The sequence below is a fragment of the Spinactinospora alkalitolerans genome (assembly GCF_013408795.1).
In the GTDB taxonomy this organism is placed as follows: domain Bacteria; phylum Actinomycetota; class Actinomycetes; order Streptosporangiales; family Streptosporangiaceae; genus Spinactinospora; species Spinactinospora alkalitolerans.
On the sequence record NZ_JACCCC010000001.1, the window covers coordinates 5,717,547 to 5,735,491 of the forward strand.

Sequence of the window (17,945 nt, forward strand, 5' to 3'; positions counted from 1 at the left end):
TCGGGTACGGAAGAGACCGCTACCTCGCTCAGTGCATTCCCGGACTTCTTCGGTTGCGGCCGTCGGCCTCGGCGAAGACGGTGACGACCGCGGCGACCATGTCCATTCGGACGGATTCATCCGGTAACTGCCCCGCCTGTAGGGTGCCGGGTGAGCTTGAAGCGTGCCGTGAGCCGGTTGGCGGCGCGGCGGGACCGCACGATGTGGATCTCGGCGTGGGCGCCGTGTTCCAGGACCAGGTTGCGAACCCGAGGCCCCATGGTTTTGCGGTAGTTCCACACGTAGGTGATGAAACCCCAGTGGATGCGGTCGTAGACGCCGGTGGCGTCGTTCTGGCCGCCGCCGTGGGCGAGGCGGCGCTGCAGGATCCCCCACAGGCAGGTGAGCGGGCCGATGTCGAGAAAGACGACCGCGGTGGCGCGCTTGAGCCGGATGGGGAGAGTGGAGGCGAAGTTGCCGTCGATCACCCAACGCGGCTCGGCCACCAGTTCCTCTTGGGCGGCGGCGAACTCCTCCTGGGGCAGAGGATTCCACTCGTCGTCGTAGTAGACGGCGTCGAGATGGATGACCGGAGCGTTCAAAGCCGCCCCGAGCCTGCGGGCCATGGTGGTCTTACCGCTGCCACCGCAACCGATGATCGCGATCCGCTCCACACCGGCAACGCTATCCCGAATGCGGGCGGATGCCGAAGGAATCACTCAACGGACAGGCGGAAGGATTCCATGGGAGTCTCGGCTCGTCTACAGCTCGGCGGGTACCGCCCTCCAGTCAACGCCTCCATAGCGGATTTCCCTCGGCTGGACGCAGTACTCCACGGCATTTGCAGGAAGGGCCGCGGTGGCGGGCCGGCTGGGAAGGAGGGACCGGCCACGGCATCCAGGAGTGGGAGAGGGGATGCCATATGTCGCCACCGCGGCGGCTGTGGGCCTGCGCGGCCACTGCCGGGGCAGTGGTGGTGGAACGGCTGTGGCCGCGCGGACGGTTGGGTCCCTGTGACCGCGGGAGGTCGAGCAGTACCGCCCCCGTTGTCGGCGCTGTTCGCCTCGGCCCCGCGGCCACAGGGGTCTATCCGGCCGTGAGGCCGCTCGGTTGAGGTCGAACCCGGAGCTCGCCTTGGGCGGGGAGGACGCTGCGGGCCCAGGTCCGGGCGCACACCAGGCCGGCCAGGACCGGCTGCGGCGGGAAGAGCTCGCTCAGCGGTAGGGCGAACCACACCGACTTGCCTCCATCGGGAAGTTCGGCGACTCCGCACCGCTGCCGAGCCAGTGCGGTCACCATCGGCAGGCCCCATCCCGATCCCGCCGGCGCATCGACATCGGCCGGATCGATCGGTGACGGCAGGACCGGACGCGTGCGTCCGGCGTCGTGGACCTCGACCACCACACAGCCCAGGTCACTGGGCCACGCCAGCACCGCGACCGGTCCCGCACCGTGTCTGAGCGCATTGGTGGCCAGCTCGCTGGCCATGATCTCGGCATCGCCGAGGCGTTCGACCGACACGCCCAGGCGCCGGAGTCGCGCCGTGACCCGTGTGCGCGCCTGCGCGACGTGCTGTCCGCCGGGCCTCACCCAACGGGCGACGACATCATCCGTATCATCCATGACTCCTCCAGGTCGGCTTCGCCCGCGGCAGAGCACCACGGAGAGACAAGTGCCGTACGCAACGAGCAACAAGCTATCTCGCTCTACGCCATTCGTCCAGTGCCATTGGCACTGAGATAGTCTCTACAGGTAATGAAGGTGAACGACATCAGCGGAAGACGACTCGTCTTCCCGGTCCGGGCACGGGCACAATGACGTAGCGCAAGTGGCACCACACAGGGCACGGAGGAAGCGCATGCCGCCGATCCAGGCACCCACCATCCGCCTTCGCCAGCTCGGCATGGAGCTGCGCAAATGGCGCGAGCACGCCGAGGTCAAGCTGGAGGAGGCCGCCGCGCACCTGGAGTGCTCCACCACCCGGGTCAGCCGGATCGAACTGGCCAAGGCCAAGCCGCGCATCCGCGACGTCCGCGACCTCTGCGAGCTTTACGAGGTCCCCGAGCATCTGCGCGCGCAGCTCATCCAGCTCGCCCGCGACGCCCAGACGCCGGGCTGGTGGACCGAGTACGAAGACGTCCTGTCAGCCGAGTTCGGCTCCTACATGGGAATGGAGCACGAGGCCGCCTCTCTGCGCGCCTACGAGGCCCAGCTCGTGCACGGTCTGCTGCAGACCAGCGCCTACGCCCGCGCGGTCCTGCACGAGACCTCCCTCGGCCTCGCCGAAGACGACGAGGAGCTGCAACGCCGACTCGCGCTGCGCCTCAAGCGTCAGCAACTCCTCGACCGCACCACCCCGCCGTTCCGGCTCGGGCTCGTGCTCGACGAAGCCGTCATCCGCCGCCCCGTCGGCGGAACCGCGGTCATGCGCGACCAGCTCACCCACCTGCTGGAGGCCGGTGAGCGCCCCAACATCACCCTGCAGGTCCTGCCCTTCGCCAAGGGGGCGCACGCGGCCCTGGACGGCCCCTTCTACCTCATCGGCTTCCCCGCCCCGACCCACCCCGACGTGGTCTATGTAGAGTCCCAAGGGGGCAACGCATACCTGGAGAAACCCGACCAGGTCGAACGCCACACCCGGATGTTCGAACTGCTCACCTCCGATGCCCTCAGCAGGGAGGACACCCGCGCCTTCCTCCACCGAGCGATCAAGGAGCTGCGATGACGACCGACCGCACCGGCGCCGACCTGGAATGGCGCAAGGCCACCGCCAGCCAGGGCTCCAGCGGCTGCGTCGAAATCGCCCACACCGACGACGGCACCCTCGTCCGCGACTCCAAGAACCCCGACGCCGGCCACCTCTTCTTCACCCCCCACGAATGGGCCTGCTTCCTCGACGGCGCCGCCAAGGGCGAGTTCCACCACGGTTAATCCGGTCGGCCTTCCGCCGTCCTGCCGTGGAGAAGCCGCGCCACAGAGGCGCAGTCTCGGAACCGACACAGCCCGGGCTTTCTTCGAAGGGCCGATACGGAAAGACGGAAAGCAGGCGGCCTCGGCGGCCAGGCCACCGAATTCCCGTGTGAGGGCACGCGGTTGTCATGAGGCCGTACCGCCGCCCGACGCGGCCGCCGGTGCCTGCTCGGGCGCGTCGGCTTCGGTGATGCTCTGCCGGTACTCCGCGGCTTCGGGTGTCTCGTCGTATTGCAACAGGTCTCCGGCCACACTGGCCAGCAGGTCACGTACCTCCGCCGGTGTGGCGCGGAAGAACTCGCGGCGGTGGTTGACCCGGTTGACGCGCCTGTCTGCGAGTCTGCGGTGCATCTCGGCCTCCACGCCGACCGCGTCGTCGGAGAAGTGCAGAGCGTGCACGTCGAAGTTGAACGGCACCGACGCGTCGCTGAGTTCGCGCACCCGGTCCATGGGGTCCAGGCGCCGGGTCATCCCGACCTTGATCATCCGTTCGCCGAACGATCCCAGGTTGGAGATCACGTACACGTATCCCGCGCGCACGTTGGCGGCGCGCTGGTCGACGTCGTCCATGGCCTTGGCGATGTCGTCGATCTGGTCCTGCAGCCGCCGGGCGCCTTCCTCGTCGCCCTTGTCGCGCAGCGCCGCGAGCGCGTTCTCGTAGTGTCGGCGCTCCTTGTCCAGGCGGGCCTTCTCCCGCTCCAGCTCCGCCTGGGCCTGGCGTTCTTCGCGCAGCCGGGCCTTCTCCTCGCGTTCACGCTCCTTCTCCTCGGCCACTTTGTTGAGGTGGTCGGCGGTCAGCTCCAGTTCCCGCAGGCGCAGCCGGTGGTAGGGGTGGGAGATGCGGATGTCCATCGACCGGCCCAGTTTCTCCACGGTGGCCCGGGTCTTGTCCAGCCGGTCCCTGGCGGTGGAGAGCTTGTAGGGCTTCATGCCGCGCACGAGGTTGTCGGCCTCGTTGTTGTAGGCGCGCAACAGCAGCTTGGAGAACTCGCCGACCATCTTGCGGCCCTCGGTCAGTGACCCGTTCATGGTGAAGGCCGTGGTGGCCTGGACTGCGCCCCCGTCCTTGCGGTTCATCGCCTTGATGTGGTCTTTGAGCTCGGCCAGTGCGGCCTTGTAGGCCACGGAGTCGTCCAGCGGGTGGGCGTATTCGTAGACACCGGCCTCCTGCAGGACCAGCAGGTCCTCGGTGACCACGATGCCCCGGCGCAGCTCGGCCATGCGCGATTGGAGTCGGGCGATCTCCGCGGCGGCCTGCGAGGCGGCCGCCCGGTGGGCGGCCGCGGCCTGATCGCGTTGAGCCCGTTCTTCGGCTTCGAGGGCGGCGATGTCGTCCTTGAGGCGCTGCTTGGCCTGTTCGAGTTCGGCTGCCTCCAGGGCGCCGAGGCGCTCGAGGTCGGCGCGCAGCCGGACGTTGTCGTCGGTCAGCCGGTTGACCTGCACGGCCAGTTCCCGGGCCTTGGAGCGGGCACCGAACACGCCGATGTCGGTGTCGACGTGCCCGTCGGGCGGCACCGATTGAGGCGGACCGGCGTTGGAGGGCGCGGCGATGGCCGGGTGGGTCGGCGGTTGCTCATGGGCGGCCGGAGGCGGTGCTGCAGGGCTGGGCTGAGGCGGCTCTGCCGGGACCCAGAACGGCCAACCTACGGGTGCCGGTCCCCACGCGGGATCGGGCCGCCAGTCCGGGGGCGGAGTCCAGCCGGGTGGAGGCGCCGGCCAGTTCGGCGGAGAGTTGTACCGGTACCCGGCGACGGCGGTGTTTCCCATGGGCTGTACGCCTGCGGAGCTGTGGCCGCCGGGAACGTGCTCGGCGGGGGTCCGAGGTGCCGCCGTGCTCTTGATGTCCTCGACCTCCACCAGGCAGCCGGGTGGAGTGGCAGGGCCGCCTGCCCGATAGGTGTTGACGGCAGCTACCAGTTTCTCGACGAAAGCCGCGACCTCGGCTGCGTAGCCGCTGCGGACCGGCTGGAAGTGCAGGACGTGTGGATCTTCGGCCACTTTGCGGTTCGGGGTGTAGCCGGGCGTGACGATGCGCAGATAGCGCTCGTTGAGCCGGGTGAGCTGCTGTTCGATGCACACGATGCCGGTGAGGGGGATGATCAGAGGCGATGCCTGCTTCTTCGCCGGCATGGCCGTCCAGGCGGTGAAGGTCAGGGTCAGCGAGTCCGCGGAAAGGATCGCCTCGCCCTCCTGGTGTTTGATCGTGGACACGGGGCTCCCAGGGGGAACGGCGACCGAGCGGGGGACGCGGCCGTCAACGGGGGAAGGAGGCCGGCACCTGAGGCGACCGGCCCAACACCTCACACGCTACTGGGCACAGGCTGAATTCGGGCCGGAACTCCACCGGAAACACGCCCAGTCCCGTATAAAAGCGGAATTGAGAACCTTCTCCGTCGTGATCGAGACGAAGCACTTCATGCCCTGTGCCTGACCTTGCTCACCGTGGTCCGCATTTCACGGACCGCGTCTCAGAAGGATTTTCACTGTCAGTCGTGGACGGTTTCGGCCTCGGGTCGTTGGTAGGCGGATGCCTGGATGGTGTAGAGCTCGGCGTAGAGGCCCTGGGCCGCCATGAGCTGGTCGTGGGTGCCGTGTTCGATGATGCGGCCGGCGTCGAGGACGTGGATGTGGTCGGCCATGGCGACGCTGGCCAGGCGGTGGGTGATGAGCACGACCGCGCTGCCGGTGGCGCGGGCATGGTCGTGTATGGCGGTGAACAGTTTGTGTTCGGCGCGGGCGTCCAGGGCCGCGGTGGGTTCGTCGCAGATGAGCAGGGGCGCGTCGCGGTAGAAGCCGCGTGCGGCGGCCAGGCGCTGCCACTGGCCGCCGGAGAGGTCGACGCCGCCTTCGTAGCGCTTGTCGAGCAGGGTGTCCCAGCCGTGGTCGAGGTTGTCGACGACGGCGTGGGCGTCGGCGACGCGGGCGGCGCCCTCAAGGCGGGTCGGGTCGTCGGGGCTGGACATGGTGACGTTGCGTCGGGCGGTCAGCGGCCAGTGGCTGTGTTCCTGGGCGATCACGCCGATGTGGTGGCGCAGCCCTTCGGTGTCGACCTCGGCCAGGTCGGTGCCGTCCCAGCACACGGTGCCCGAGGTGGGGGTGTAGAGGCCGGCCAGGAGTTTGGACAGGGTGGTCTTGCCCGAGCCGTTCTCGCCGACCAGGGCGATGACCTGGCCCTTGCGGATGCGCAGCGAGACTTCGGTCAGGGCCGCTGTGTCCTGGCCGGGGTAGCAGAAGGTGGCCCGGTCCACGGTGATCTCGGTGAAGTCGGCGGGGGCCGGGGCGGCGGCCGGGGCGGGCAGCCGGGCGCGGGCGCGATCCAGGAAGGACAGGTAGTCGTCGAAGTACAGCCCGGACTCATAGGTGCGGTTGGCCGAGGCCAGGAGGTTGGAGATCGCGTTCTGGCCGGTGCGGATGGCCACCACCGCGGCCCCGGCCACCGCCAGCTCCATCGCGCCGGTGGCCAGCAGCGCCCCCAGTGCGGTGAAGACGCCGACGATCGCGGCGCCGGCGGCGGCGTCGCCGCCCAGGCGCACCCACGCCTGCTTGCGTGCCACTCCCATCTGGGTGTCGACGATGTGTGCGCTGAGGTGGGCGTATTCGGCCAGCAGGGGCCGGCGCATGGTGTAGCTGCGGATCTCGGCGCTGGTGGAGCGATCGGTCATGATCCAGTCCAGCATGCGTTTGCGGCGGTCGCCGGTGATCAGCGCCAGCAGCCATACGTAGCGGATCCGGGCGGCGGCCGAAGCCGCCCACGCCTCGGGGAGCACCGCCAGGATCAGCAGCGGGATCAGCACCGGGTGCAGGACCCCCAGCACCCCGCAGGCCGCGGCCAGGCTGATCAGCCCGGTCAGCATGTCCACGCTCAGCGACATCACCCGCTGGGCCTCGTCCACCCCGCGCATGTAGGCCCGGTGCAGCCCGTCGTGGAACCCCTCGTCGTCGAAGGCGCGCAGCTCCACCCGGGTGGTCAGCTCCAGCAGCTCGATCTCGGCCACTCGCGCCACCTTGGGTTCCAGCCGGGCCTGCGCCCAGCCCGCGCCGGCCGAGAGCACGCCCCGCAGCAGCGCCGCGCCCGCCAGCCACGCCAGTGCGGGCAGCGCCGCCCACACCCGCTCCGGGGTCGGTCCCGCGGCCAGCAGCCGCTCCAACACGCCCGCGGTGGCCACCAGGGCGGTGGCGGTGGCGATACCGGCCGCGACGTTGAGCACCAGGCACACTACGGTGTCGAGTCGGTCGGCCCGCCACGCCAGGCGAAACGCCCGCGCCACCAGCGAGGGCAGCCGGCGCCCCACCCCGGCCCAGCCCGCCCGCGTCGCCGCACCCGCGTGGCGCTGCCACTTGAACTCCGCCAGCGGCGGCAGCACCAGCCCCGTGGCCGCCCCCGGCTCCTCCATCCTCCGCTTGGGCTTCTGCTTCCCGCCGATACGCACCAATCCGCTCCTCACACTCCGAAAGGGTCCATAACGGCTCCGGCACTGCGTATCGCGTTCACGCGGCGAGCCGGTCGATGCGGCCGCGGTAGTCCTCAGCCGTGCCGGGGCTGCGCTCGGCGATGCCGCCACCGAGTGCGCGGGCCTGATCCAGCAGCAGCGGCAGGCGTTCGGCGGGGCGCAGGTCGGCCAGCGCGGTGACGGCGGTGGCGGCGGCATCATCGACGCTGCCGCGCCGGAGCTGCCAGCGGGCGCGATCGAACAGGATCAGGCTGTAGGACAGCGGGTCCCCGGCGTAGGCGTCCAGCGCCGTGGTCTGGGCGCTCCAGGCGCCCGGATCCCCGATCAGGCTCAGCACCGATGACTCGTACATGCTCAGTTGGGTTTCGGGGAAGCCGAAGAAGCCGTCGTCGGCCTCCTCATCCGGCACCGACGAGAAGAGCTCGGTGGCCGCGGTGAGGGCGTCGCGGGCGGTGTCGTGGTCACCGAGGCGGGCGTGGGCGCGGGCGGCCAGACCGGTGAGCTGGACCCGGGCGGCGCCGCCGTCGCCGCCGATGCCGCGGCGGGCCCGCTCGGCGACGGCGATCACTTCGGCGGGGCGGTGGCCGTAATAGGCCAGCATCGCCTGGGCCATCGCGCCCCAGGTGCGCATCGAGGCGTCGTCGGCGAGACGCGCATAGCCGCCGGCGGTCGCCAGCCAGTCGCGGGCCTCGGCGTCGTCGTCGAGGTCGGTGTGCAGGGCACCGGTCAGCCCGCACAGCCGCGCGGCGACCATCTGGAGTTCACGCTGGTGGGAGTAGCGCCCGGCCAGCGCGCTGATCTCCTCCAGGTCCTCGGAGAGCGCGGAGAGCAGGTCGGCGGGGGTGCAGGTGCCGTAGGCGGCGATGTGGCGGTCGGCGACGCTCACCCAGTGCTCCAGGTCGGCGGCGGGCAGCAGCCGCTTCAGCGGGCTTTCCAGGCGCTGGCGGACCTCCCCCAGCGGCAGGACCACGGGGGCCGTGGTGGCAGCGATTCCCAGGAAACCGCGTCGGTCCACGTCATCGTCCCCTTCACGGTCGATCGGATCAGGCGCAATCGGCGGGGGTGGAACCGGGAAACCGAGCTTGGCCGGAGACGCGCCGTAGAACAGGGCGAAGAGCCGCCGGTAGAACGGCCCGACACGGTCGGCACCGGCCTCCCAGCGAGACAGCTGAGAGGTGTTGGGTGCGCACGGAGCGCCGGCCTCGTCTCCCACCTGACCGAGGCCGTCGACGACCTGGCGCTGGGTGTGGCCGCAGGTCAGCCGCCAGGCCATCAGCAGCGTCGGCGTCTCCGCCTTGAAGTGGACCGCCTGCACCAGATCCCAACGGGTCCAACCCTGCTCGGCGACGTGTTCACGGAGATCGGCGGCGACTCGGGAGCGCTGACGAGGATCCACACCGGTGACGCTAAACAGACTCCTCCGGTTTGTGAAGACAGCCCTACTTGCGGGTTGCCCGCAACCGGGGTTGCGACTTTTTCCGCAATTGCCGAGTGTGCCTCGGGAGGCCAACGATGGCCTTAACCGCTGCGCATCGACCTCACCACCGGTCCTTGCGGAGGCAGGCATCCCTACTGGAGAGCCGCTCCGCACGCCACAGACTCTTCTATCCCTCTACAGAGAACGCCTGATCGGCAAACCGAGCGATCCAACGGGGAGTCAATGCTTACCCGACAGCCAAGATTTACCGTTCCTTACCGGCAAGCCCCTGTTCTGGTGACAGGAGCGAGCGGCTTTATCGGCTCACATCTAGTGGCGAGTCTGATCTCTAATGGCTACTGGGTGATAGGCGCCGATCATTCCTCTCCGCGGCGGAGCACGATCGCCATGCGAAACCTCTCGGAGGTTCTTGACCATCCGCGTTTCCGGTTCGTGGAATGCGATCTGCGCATCACCGATGTTACTGCGCTCCTGCAGGATGTGAGCACCGTGTTCCACCTCGCGGGTGTGAGTGGAGTCCGCGAGTCCTGGGGGGCGCGTTTCGAGGACTATGCGACTGTGAATCTGGTCGGGACGCAGCGGATTCTGGAAGCATGCTGTTCAGCAGGTGTCCAGCGTGTTGTGCTCGCTTCGTCGTCGAGCGTGTACGGCTCTGCCCCTGGTGGCTCGTCTCGAGTGAGCGATCTACCTGTTCCGGTGTCCCCTTACGGAGTCTCCAAGTTGGCGGCCGAGCGGTTGGCGCTGGCCTATGGCGCGCGTACCGGGGTCCCCTTTGACGTCCTCGCGTTGCGCTATTTCACGGTCTATGGTCCGCGGCAGCGCTCGACGATGCTGATGGCGCGGATACTCGATGCGGCGTTCACGCAGCAGCCGATGACGCTATTCGGTGACGGCTCGCAGCGCCGGCACTTCACCTTTGTCGGTGACGCGGTTGCGGCCACTGTGATGGCGGGAACGTGTTCGCTGGCGGACTCAATCGTAGTCAATGTGGCGGGACCGCGGAGTATCACAATCAGCGATGTCATCGCCGCTGCCGAACAGGCCACCGGTCGAACGATCCCGCTGCGTTTTGAGGCGAATCGCGCCGGAGACGTGGAGGCCTCTGAAGCCGATCTTCAGCTCACGCGTTCAGTACTGGGCTATGAGCCACGTGTTGACCTGGGTGAGGGAATCACCCGTCACTGGGATTGGTACCTCCGGACAGGTCGCAGGCCGACCGCGTCACGGCGGTCTGTGGCCGTAGCGGGCGGTGAGCAGTGATCTTGTTGAAATCCGGCTCGGCCAACGAACTGTTCACTGCGGCTGTGCGAGCGGTGCTGGAGCACGGCGCGCACAGCGCTCCTCGGGGGTTGGAGACCCTGGAGGTGCTGGGAGCGCACCTATGCTTGACGGATCCTCGCCGTCGACTGGTCGAGTTGGCGCCGACACGGGTGGTGAATCCGGCGTTCGCTGCCGCGGAAGCGGTTTGGATCCTTTCGGGCAGCGACGCCGGTTGGATCTATGACTACAACCAGCGAATGTCCGAATTCGCAGATGACGGAGTGCTGCTCGGCGCTTACGGGCCGCGGCTGCGCCGCTGGAGTGGCGCCGTCGACCAACTGGAGCAGGTACGTCGGGTACTGCTCGGTGATCCGGACACCCGTCGGGCGGTCATCCAGCTCTATGACCCCGGTCGGGACGTCTCGACACATAAGGACGTGCCGTGCACGCTGGGCTTCCGCTTCTATCTGCGCGGTGGCCGGCTGCACATGCACACCACCATGCGCAGCCAGGATCTGTGGCTGGGGTTCTGCTATGACGTCTTCACCTTCACCGTGCTGCATGAGTTGATGGCACATTGGACCGGCGTCGAGGTGGGCGAGTATCACCACCACGTCGACTCCCTGCATCTCTACGCCGGGCATTGGGACCTTGCCTCCCGGATTCCGCCTCGCGTGATCGCGAGCAGCCAAGGATCACCGCTCGGCGTGGCATGGAAGGACTTTGACACGGTCCTGGCGCAGGTTCGCTCGGCCGGTCCCGTCCCTGCGGGCGCATGGAGGGAGTTCGCCCAGGCCATGCGCAGCTACCGGCTGTGGAAATCCGGTAAGCGCCCTGCGGCCCGGACACTCGCGCGAGCAACGGGCGGTGTTCTCGGTCCGGCCCTTGAGTCCTGGTACCGGCATCTGTCCGGCCGTCCCAGCATCCCCGCGCGCTGAGGAGGAGAATCGTGACATCTCGCGCTCCTGTGGTACTCGGCCTGTGCTCGGGCACCCATGACTCCGCCGCTTCCCTCATCGTCGACGGCAGACTCGTCGGGCTGGTGGAAGAGGAACGGCTCAACGGCGAGAAGCACACCCGCGCCTACCCCGAACACGCCATCGACTGGCTGCTGGACCGTGCGGGCCTCGTGAGCGAGGACGTCTCCTCGGTGGCCTACAACTTCAGCCCGTCCTTGTATATGCGCGGTGTGGTCCCAAGCCTCGCCTATCTCGCACCGCCTTCCTCCCGAAGGCGCGCGCTAGCACGGGCCCGCAGCTTCCATACGGTCTACCGCCGTGCGAGCGAACGTCTCGCCGACCTCGCCCACCGCTTTCCGTTGGCGAGAGTGAGCGGGGTGGCCCATCACCGTGCCCACGGGATCTATGCCTTTACCGCCTCGGGGTATGAGGACGCGGCCGTACTCATCGTTGACTCCCTCGGTGAAACCGTCACCACCAGCATTGCGCACGCACGCCTGCACGGCGCCGGTCTGCGGTACCGGCCGATGCACCAGATCACCGACCCGGCGTCGCTGGGATACGCCTACGGCGCCGTCACCCAGCATCTGGGATGGCGGCGCGGCGACGAAGAGGGCACCGTGATGGCGCTGGCCGCGCTGGGTGATCCGGCACGTTTCCGCGCTCTGTTCGCCCGCGCCATCGTGCTGACCGAGGACGGCTTCGCCCTCAACCCGCGGGCATTTCCGTTACGGGTGATCTCCAGCCGCTATTCGCGTCTCTCACAGGACTTCGTCCGCATGACCTGCCCGCCTCGGGCGCCGGACAGCGCGGTCGAGAGCGTCCACGCCGACCTGGCCGCGGCATTGCAGGAGCGCACCGAGCAGGTGATGGTGCACCTGGCCCGCCGCGCCCGGACGTTGACCGGCGCACCGTTGCTGTGTGTGGGTGGCGGGGTGGCGATGAACTGCGTGTCCATCGGCCGCATCGTCGAGCAGGCCGGTTTCGATGAGGTCGCCGTTCCGCCCGCACCAGGTGATGCGGGTACGGCGGCCGGGGCCGCCCTGGCGCACCACCTCGATACGTCCGGCGTTCTGGCCAGTGGAGCCGCCCGCCGCTGTTATCTCGGCCCTTCCTTTCCAAGGATCCGTCTGCCGAAGCATCCGCGCCGCGGGCTCGCCGCACACACCATCACCGATCCGACACGGCGCTTGGCGCATGAGCTTGCGGCCGGCCGGATCGTCGGGGTGTTCCAGGGCCGGTTGGAAGCCGGCCCGAGGGCGCTGGGCAACCGATCGATCCTCGCCTCTCCGCTCCTGCCCGATGTGGTCAAGCGGCTGAACTCCACTGTGAAGTTCCGCGAGTCGTTTCGGCCATTCGCACCGGTGGCGTTGGAGGACAAGGCTGCGGACTACTTCACGCTCGACCAGCCCGCTCCGTTCATGTCGATCGCCAGCGGCGTCACCGAGCTGGCGCACCGCACCGTCCCCGCCGTCATCCACGCCAACGGCACCGCACGGATCCAGACACTGACCCGGGAACGCAACCCTTTCCTCGCCGACGTGCTGGCCGCATTCGCGGAGCTGACCGGCGTTCCGGTGCTGATCAACACCAGCCTGAACATCAAGGGCAAACCCATCTGCGGCACACCGGAGATGGCGCTGGACTGCCTCGCCGAATCCGGTCTGGACGCCCTGCTGCTGGAGACGTGGTGGGTGGACAAGGAATGAGGATCGGCTACAGCTTCTGGGGGTTCCTCGGGCACGGGGTCACCGACACCCCCGACGGCGGACGCAGCCACCGCCGCATTCTCGTCGACGGGCTCCTGGACCGCGGATACGAGATCGTCTTCCTTCAGTCCAATCGCGATCTCCTCGAAGCCGGTGACGACCTCACCGACACCTACGACTGGGACGGCGGCCTTCCGGAGATCGACGCGTTGTTCCTGGAGTGGCGCTGGCCGATCCCCGGCCGCAACACCATCCCGTGTCCCGGCCGCGGACACACCTGCGACCTGCATCGGCAAACCGACCTGGTCCGCCACTACATCCTCGGTCGCGGCCTTCCCGCACTGCTGTGGGACAAGGACCAGCAGCTCGCAGCAGACGATCCGCTCCGCACGCAGCACGGCGTCACCGTGTGCGAGCCGGCTCTCTTCCCTCAGTCGGGCACCCGCTCGCTCCTCTTCCCGGTGTCTGACAGCGCGATCGACGGTGCCGACCCGATCTCCCTGGCACAGGCCCACCGCGACCTGCCCTTGGTCTACGTCGGTAACCAGTACGACCGCGACGACGCCTTCGGCCGCCTCTTCGCACCGGCCGCCGCACGCCACGAGCACGTGGTGGCCGGGAAATGGCCCCACACCACGGCATGGCCGCACGTCACCTTCGCCGGGCGGCGCCCCTTCTCCGAAGTGGAACGACTCCACCGCCGTGCTCTGGCCACGATCCTGCTCACCCCGCACCGCTACGCCGTGCACGGTCAATTCACCCAGCGGCTCTTCGAGGCGGTCCTGGCCGGCTGTCTGCCGATTGGACCGGCCGAGGTGCGCGGCGCCGGCCAGGTACTGCCCACGGAGCTGATCGTGAACGACGGCACCGAGGCCGCCGACCTCATCGACCGGCTCAGGCACATCGCCAGTACCGCGCAACACATCGACCTGATCGCAGCCTGCCTGCACCGCCTCGACGCCTTCCGGCTCTCTCGTCAGCTCGCGGTGATCGATGCCGTCCTGCGCCCCTGCGTATCCGTCCGGAGAAAGGAATCCAGCGGTGATCACCCCCACCAAGCATGAGCCCCTGCCGGGTATCCGACGTGTGGACAAGCTCTACCTGGAGCTGCTGTTCCGCTGCAATTTCCGGTGCCTGCACTGCTACCACGGCGCCGACCTGAACCGACCCGAACGAGTAGAGCCTGAGCAGGCGGTCGGGGCCCTGGACTACTTCGCCGAGCACTACGGCTGCGCACAGGTGTGCTTCCTCGGCGGTGAGCCGCTGCTCTATCCCGGTCTGCCCGACCTGCTGGCCGCAGCCAAGCAGCGCGGATTCCACACCGAGATCTGCACCAACGGCTACAGGCGCTACAACGTGCTCGACCGATGCCGATCGCATCTGGACCTGCTGCGCGTCTCTTTGGACGGCGGCACTGCCGAAGCCCACGACCGGATCCGGCGTCCCGGCTCCTTCGCAGCGGCTTTCGACACTCTCACCTGGGCGCGCGACCGCGGACTCGTCTTCGGAGCGACGTGCACGCTGACCGAGGACAACATCGGCACGATCCCCGCGTTGGCGATGCGGCTGCATGAGTTGGGGGCGCGCGAACTCATCCTGCACCGGCTCCGCACGATGGGGAACGCCGCCCAGACTTCTCTACGGGAGGTCACCTGGGAGCACACCGAACGCCTGCACGTGGCACTCACCGGCATGAATCTCACCGGTCTGCACATCAACCGGGAAATCCTGCTGCCCGAGCGCTGCCCTGCCTCCGGTGACGTGGTGGAGAAGCTGGAGATCGCCCCGGACGGCCGCGTCTACCTCTCCTGCGCCGAGGTGGCGGGCAACGGCCGCGATATCCGTTTCGACTTCGCCCGCGCTGCGTTGGTGAATGCGACAGAGTCGGTGACCAGGTGACACGGTGATGGTTCTGATTCCCCTCCGACGCACTCCCCTCTGGAGTAACGTCACTGTTCATGGACAGGATCGCAATCATCGGATGCGGCGGCAGCGGCAAGACCACCATCAGCCGCCTGCTGGGGGCCGCCTTGAACGCTCCGGTCACCCATCTCGACGCCGTCTACTACGACGACGAGTGGAACACCCTGCCCAAGGAGAAATTCGCCGCCGTCCAAGAGGAACTGGTGGCCGAGCCGCGTTGGGTGATCGACGGCAACTTCGCCTCCACCCTCCCCATCCGGCTCAAGCGCGCCACCGCGGTCGTCTTTCTCGACATCGGCCCGCTCACCTGCCTGTGGGGGATCCTGCAGCGCCGCCTCGTCCACGGCGGCGGCCAGAACGACGCCACCGGCGTCTACGACCGCATCCACTGGGGTTTCATCACCTACGTGTGGAACTACCGCAAAACCATGGGGCCTCGGGTTCGCAACCTGGTCCTGGAACACGGCGCCCACGCCGAGATCCACATCGTGCGGTCCCGCCGCGCCGCCAACCGGCTGGTCGAGAAGATCGCTGCCCAGGCCGCTGCAGCCGGTTCCTGACCCGGGGGGAGGCACACCCTGCCTTCCGTTAACCCGTTCCTCGACATCGACCAGATACGCGGTCCTCTGTACGCCGCGCCATACCGGCTCGCTCAGCGCACCGACGCGCTGATCAGTGCCCGCATCAGCGGATCTCCGGTTGTCGAGGTGCTGGCAGAGCTGATCCGTGGCCGACTCCACACGCCCATCGCCGAGGCGAAGCTGCTCGATGTGGGCTGCGGGCGCGGCACCACCAGCCGGGCACTGGCCGCATTGGCGCCACGCGCACTGGTCGCCCTCGATCTCTCGTCTGCGCTCGCCGCCACCGCGCGCGCTCGCCTTCCGGATCCCCATGCGGTGATCGCCGCGGACTTCCACCACCTGCCCTTCAGCGGCGGGGGTTTCGACGCGGCAGTGGCGGCGTTCTGCCTCTACCACGCCTCTGACCCGATCACCGTGATCACCGAGATCGCCCGCTGCCTGCGCCCCGAAGGGCTGTTCATCGCAGTCACCAAATCCCTAGACAGCTACAGCGAACTCGACACCCTGCTCGCCGCCAGCGGCCTGGTTCCCCGTCCGGATGACCGGCCGAGCCTGTATGAGGCGGCACACAGCCACAACATCGCCGCCCTGGCCGCGCCGGTCCTCGACGTCCTCCAGATCCGCCACGACGAGCACCGATTCCGGTTCACCAGCCTGGAGCACCTCGCGCGCTACCTCGCCACCACGCCGAAGTATCCGCTGCCGGACCGGTTCCGTGACGCCCCGCAGCAACTCGCGAAGGAGCTGTGCCAACACCTCGTCGACGGCCCGGTGGAGGCGTCTTCCACCGTCACCTACCTTGTCGGAGCCCGGCGTGCCTGAGCATTTCACCAAGACCTACGAGCATCCCGGACACGCCCAGATCGCGGCCCGCCACCGCCACTGGCTCACCGCGCTGGGCGCCCCCACCCCGGCACTGCACCGCGTCACAGCACACCGGTTGCAGTTTGAGCAGCTCACCGGCCACCACGCCCGCCCGCAGGACCTCCGCAGCGTCGCGCACCTCTTGGGACGCCTGAACGCAACCGCATACCTGCGGGAACTCCGCAACGCCCACCTGGAAAAGGAGTTCACAACCGACGGTGATCTGGTGCTGCCCGGATTCACCGCCCCGCGACTGGCCAGACTGCGTCGGCACCACAACGAAGGGCTGATCACCCCGCGGCAACGCGCCGAAGCCGCCGAACTGATCACCCAGGCCGCCGAGTGGCCCGCCACCTTCTACAAGGACTCCAACGTCCGCAACGTGCTCATCACCGGCTCGGGTCCCATCCTGGTGGACTTCGACGATCTCACGCTCGCCCCCTTCGGCTACGACCTCGCCAAACTCCTCGTCAGCGCCGCCATGACCCACGGCCCTCTCCCCCGCACCACATACACCGAGACCTTGGCCGCCTACATCGACGGCGTCGAAAGTGCCGGCGGACCGGCCGATGCATATACCCAGGGCGATCTCGCCCACTGGTTGGAGATCCAGAACCTGTTCACCTCTCCCTACCTCGGCCACAACGGCTACCGGCACCCATGGCGGGCACCTCGCCTCTGACCGGCCCCGTCGAACCGGAAGGATCCATGAACGCCGCCCTGCTCGCCCAGCTCCACAGCCCCGACCCCATTGGCATCGACCTGGCGCTGCTGCGCACCCGGCTGTATCGCTTCAGCGACGACCGCCGCCATTACGTTCTGGCCGAAGTCCTGGAAGAACGCTTCGTCGACGGCCGCCCGCCACAGCAGGCCACCCTGGACTACGTCGCCTGCTGCCTGAACGGCATCCGAAACATCGGCCGCCCACTTCCCTTCGATCCGCGGATCACCGACGCCGAAGACATCGACCTTGACGCCGAACTGCGCACTCGCAGCCCCTTCACCGTTCACAGTGCCGGCAGCACCGCACAGCCCCGCCAGATCGTCTGCATCCTCGGCGCGCCTCGATCGGGAACCAGCCACCTGCACAACCTGCTCGCCTACCAGCGGCTATTCGCCTACTTCACCACGGTCACCTGCTGGGCCTGGCCCACCCGCAATCTCCGCGTCCGGCAGCGCCACTCCTTCGAAATGCTCTCCGACGACGTCCTGACCGTCGACAACAGAACCACCCGGATCATCCCCGGCCTCGTCATGCCCTACGAAGCCGAAGACGTCTACGCCCGCGCCATTCCGACCTACCGCCACGTCGCCGGCCACAGCTACGACATTCAACCGGCCGCAACCACTGACGCCTCGATTCTGCGGCACGCGATCGACGCCCACACCCGCAACCTCGGCCGACAGCGCTTCCTCACCAAGTCACCGTTCAACGCCTTCCGCATCCCTCAACTCGAAGAGCTCTACGGCAAGACCATCCGCTACATCCACATCACACGGGACCGGAACGACGTCGCCGCCTCCATGACCCGCAACCGCTTCTCCTTCAGCCATGGCGGAGGAGCGCTGGACAGTGGACAGGCGCACGACCTATTCGTCTCCACCATCGTCTCCATGGCCCCCGAAAAACGAACCCTCACCGTTACCCACCATGACCTGATGAGAGCGCATCAATACGTCGTGCCTGAAATCCTCGCCTGGCTAGACGCCAGAATCTAGTACTACAGTCGCGGCCTGCTCCATCGGTGATGATGGCAGCGGCCGGCGATGGCCTGGTGGCGCCTTCCCGGTGAAACCATCGGCAGCGGAAC

The 17,945-nt window shown here is 68.1% G+C and carries 16 protein-coding genes; 11 read left to right on the top strand and 5 right to left on the bottom strand.

What is annotated here, in order from left to right:
* Positions 1-116 precede the first annotated feature (116 nt).
* Together HDA32_RS25525 and HDA32_RS25530 are read right to left on the bottom strand one after the other, a co-directional pair.
* Complete coding sequence (locus HDA32_RS25525; RefSeq protein WP_179645588.1) at positions 117-653, bottom strand: P-loop NTPase family protein; 537 nt, start codon at positions 651-653, stop codon at positions 117-119.
* A 412-nt stretch (positions 654-1,065) separates the two neighbouring features.
* Entirely contained in the window at positions 1,066-1,602 is a 537-nt protein-coding gene (locus HDA32_RS25530; RefSeq protein ID WP_179645589.1) for an ATP-binding protein, read from the bottom strand.
* 235 nt (positions 1,603-1,837) lie between these two features.
* Here HDA32_RS25530 and HDA32_RS25535 point away from each other — a divergent pair, with 235 nt between their 5' ends.
* Together HDA32_RS25535 and HDA32_RS25540 are read left to right on the top strand one after the other, a co-directional pair.
* Positions 1,838-2,704 carry a helix-turn-helix domain-containing protein gene (locus HDA32_RS25535; protein WP_179645590.1) on the top strand — a complete coding sequence of 289 codons (867 nt, stop codon included), beginning with the start codon at positions 1,838-1,840 and terminating at the stop codon, positions 2,702-2,704.
* Positions 2,701-2,910, top strand: a complete 210-nt coding sequence (locus HDA32_RS25540; protein WP_179645591.1) for a DUF397 domain-containing protein — start codon at positions 2,701-2,703, stop codon at positions 2,908-2,910. Before HDA32_RS25535 ends, HDA32_RS25540 begins: the two co-directional genes overlap by 4 nt.
* 165 nt (positions 2,911-3,075) lie before the next feature.
* Here the strand turns inward: HDA32_RS25540 and HDA32_RS25545 are convergent, their stop codons facing one another.
* The 3 genes from HDA32_RS25545 to HDA32_RS25555 all read right to left on the bottom strand — a co-directional run bounded on the left by HDA32_RS25545 (position 3,076) and on the right by HDA32_RS25555 (position 8,796).
* On the bottom strand, positions 3,076-5,160 hold the full coding sequence (locus HDA32_RS25545) for an SNIPE associated domain-containing protein (RefSeq protein ID WP_312863323.1): 2,085 nt from the start codon (positions 5,158-5,160) through the stop codon (positions 3,076-3,078).
* A 275-nt stretch (positions 5,161-5,435) separates the two neighbouring features.
* On the bottom strand, positions 5,436-7,379 hold the full coding sequence (locus HDA32_RS25550) for an ABC transporter ATP-binding protein (protein WP_312863324.1): 1,944 nt from the start codon (positions 7,377-7,379) through the stop codon (positions 5,436-5,438).
* A gap of 58 nt (positions 7,380-7,437) precedes the next feature.
* Positions 7,438-8,796 carry an NsdA family TPR-like regulatory protein gene (locus tag HDA32_RS25555; RefSeq protein WP_179645592.1) on the bottom strand — a complete coding sequence of 453 codons (1,359 nt, stop codon included), beginning with the start codon at positions 8,794-8,796 and terminating at the stop codon, positions 7,438-7,440.
* A 318-nt stretch (positions 8,797-9,114) separates the two neighbouring features.
* On the opposite strand from HDA32_RS25555, the gene HDA32_RS25560 reads away from it, so the two are divergent.
* The 9 genes from HDA32_RS25560 (at position 9,115) to HDA32_RS25600 (ending at position 17,853) form a co-directional block, all read left to right on the top strand.
* Positions 9,115-10,098: an NAD-dependent epimerase/dehydratase family protein gene (locus HDA32_RS25560; protein WP_218882595.1), complete on the top strand. Its 984-nt coding sequence runs from the start codon at positions 9,115-9,117 to the stop codon at positions 10,096-10,098.
* Positions 10,095-11,036 carry a thymidylate synthase gene (locus HDA32_RS25565; RefSeq protein WP_179645594.1) on the top strand — a complete coding sequence of 314 codons (942 nt, stop codon included), beginning with the start codon at positions 10,095-10,097 and terminating at the stop codon, positions 11,034-11,036. Before HDA32_RS25560 ends, HDA32_RS25565 begins: the two co-directional genes overlap by 4 nt.
* A gap of 11 nt (positions 11,037-11,047) precedes the next feature.
* Entirely contained in the window at positions 11,048-12,766 is a 1,719-nt protein-coding gene (locus HDA32_RS25570; protein WP_312863325.1) for a carbamoyltransferase family protein, read from the top strand.
* Positions 12,763-13,830, top strand: coding sequence for a hypothetical protein (locus HDA32_RS25575; protein ID WP_179645595.1), 1,068 nt, complete (start codon positions 12,763-12,765; stop codon positions 13,828-13,830). Before HDA32_RS25570 ends, HDA32_RS25575 begins: the two co-directional genes overlap by 4 nt.
* Positions 13,808-14,665: a radical SAM protein gene (locus HDA32_RS25580; RefSeq protein ID WP_179645596.1), complete on the top strand. Its 858-nt coding sequence runs from the start codon at positions 13,808-13,810 to the stop codon at positions 14,663-14,665. Before HDA32_RS25575 ends, HDA32_RS25580 begins: the two co-directional genes overlap by 23 nt.
* 59 nt (positions 14,666-14,724) lie before the next feature.
* The gene (locus tag HDA32_RS25585; protein ID WP_179645597.1) at positions 14,725-15,249 is read left to right on the top strand and encodes a P-loop NTPase family protein; all 525 of its coding nucleotides are present in this window, start codon (positions 14,725-14,727) and stop codon (positions 15,247-15,249) included.
* Between the two features lie 147 nt (positions 15,250-15,396).
* Positions 15,397-16,092: a class I SAM-dependent methyltransferase gene (locus HDA32_RS25590; RefSeq protein ID WP_179645598.1), complete on the top strand. Its 696-nt coding sequence runs from the start codon at positions 15,397-15,399 to the stop codon at positions 16,090-16,092.
* On the top strand, positions 16,085-16,816 hold the full coding sequence (locus HDA32_RS25595) for a phosphotransferase (RefSeq protein WP_179645599.1): 732 nt from the start codon (positions 16,085-16,087) through the stop codon (positions 16,814-16,816). Before HDA32_RS25590 ends, HDA32_RS25595 begins: the two co-directional genes overlap by 8 nt.
* Before the next feature lie 26 nt (positions 16,817-16,842).
* Positions 16,843-17,853, top strand: coding sequence for a sulfotransferase (locus tag HDA32_RS25600; RefSeq protein WP_179645600.1), 1,011 nt, complete (start codon positions 16,843-16,845; stop codon positions 17,851-17,853).
* The last annotated feature ends 92 nt before the right edge of the window (positions 17,854-17,945 follow it).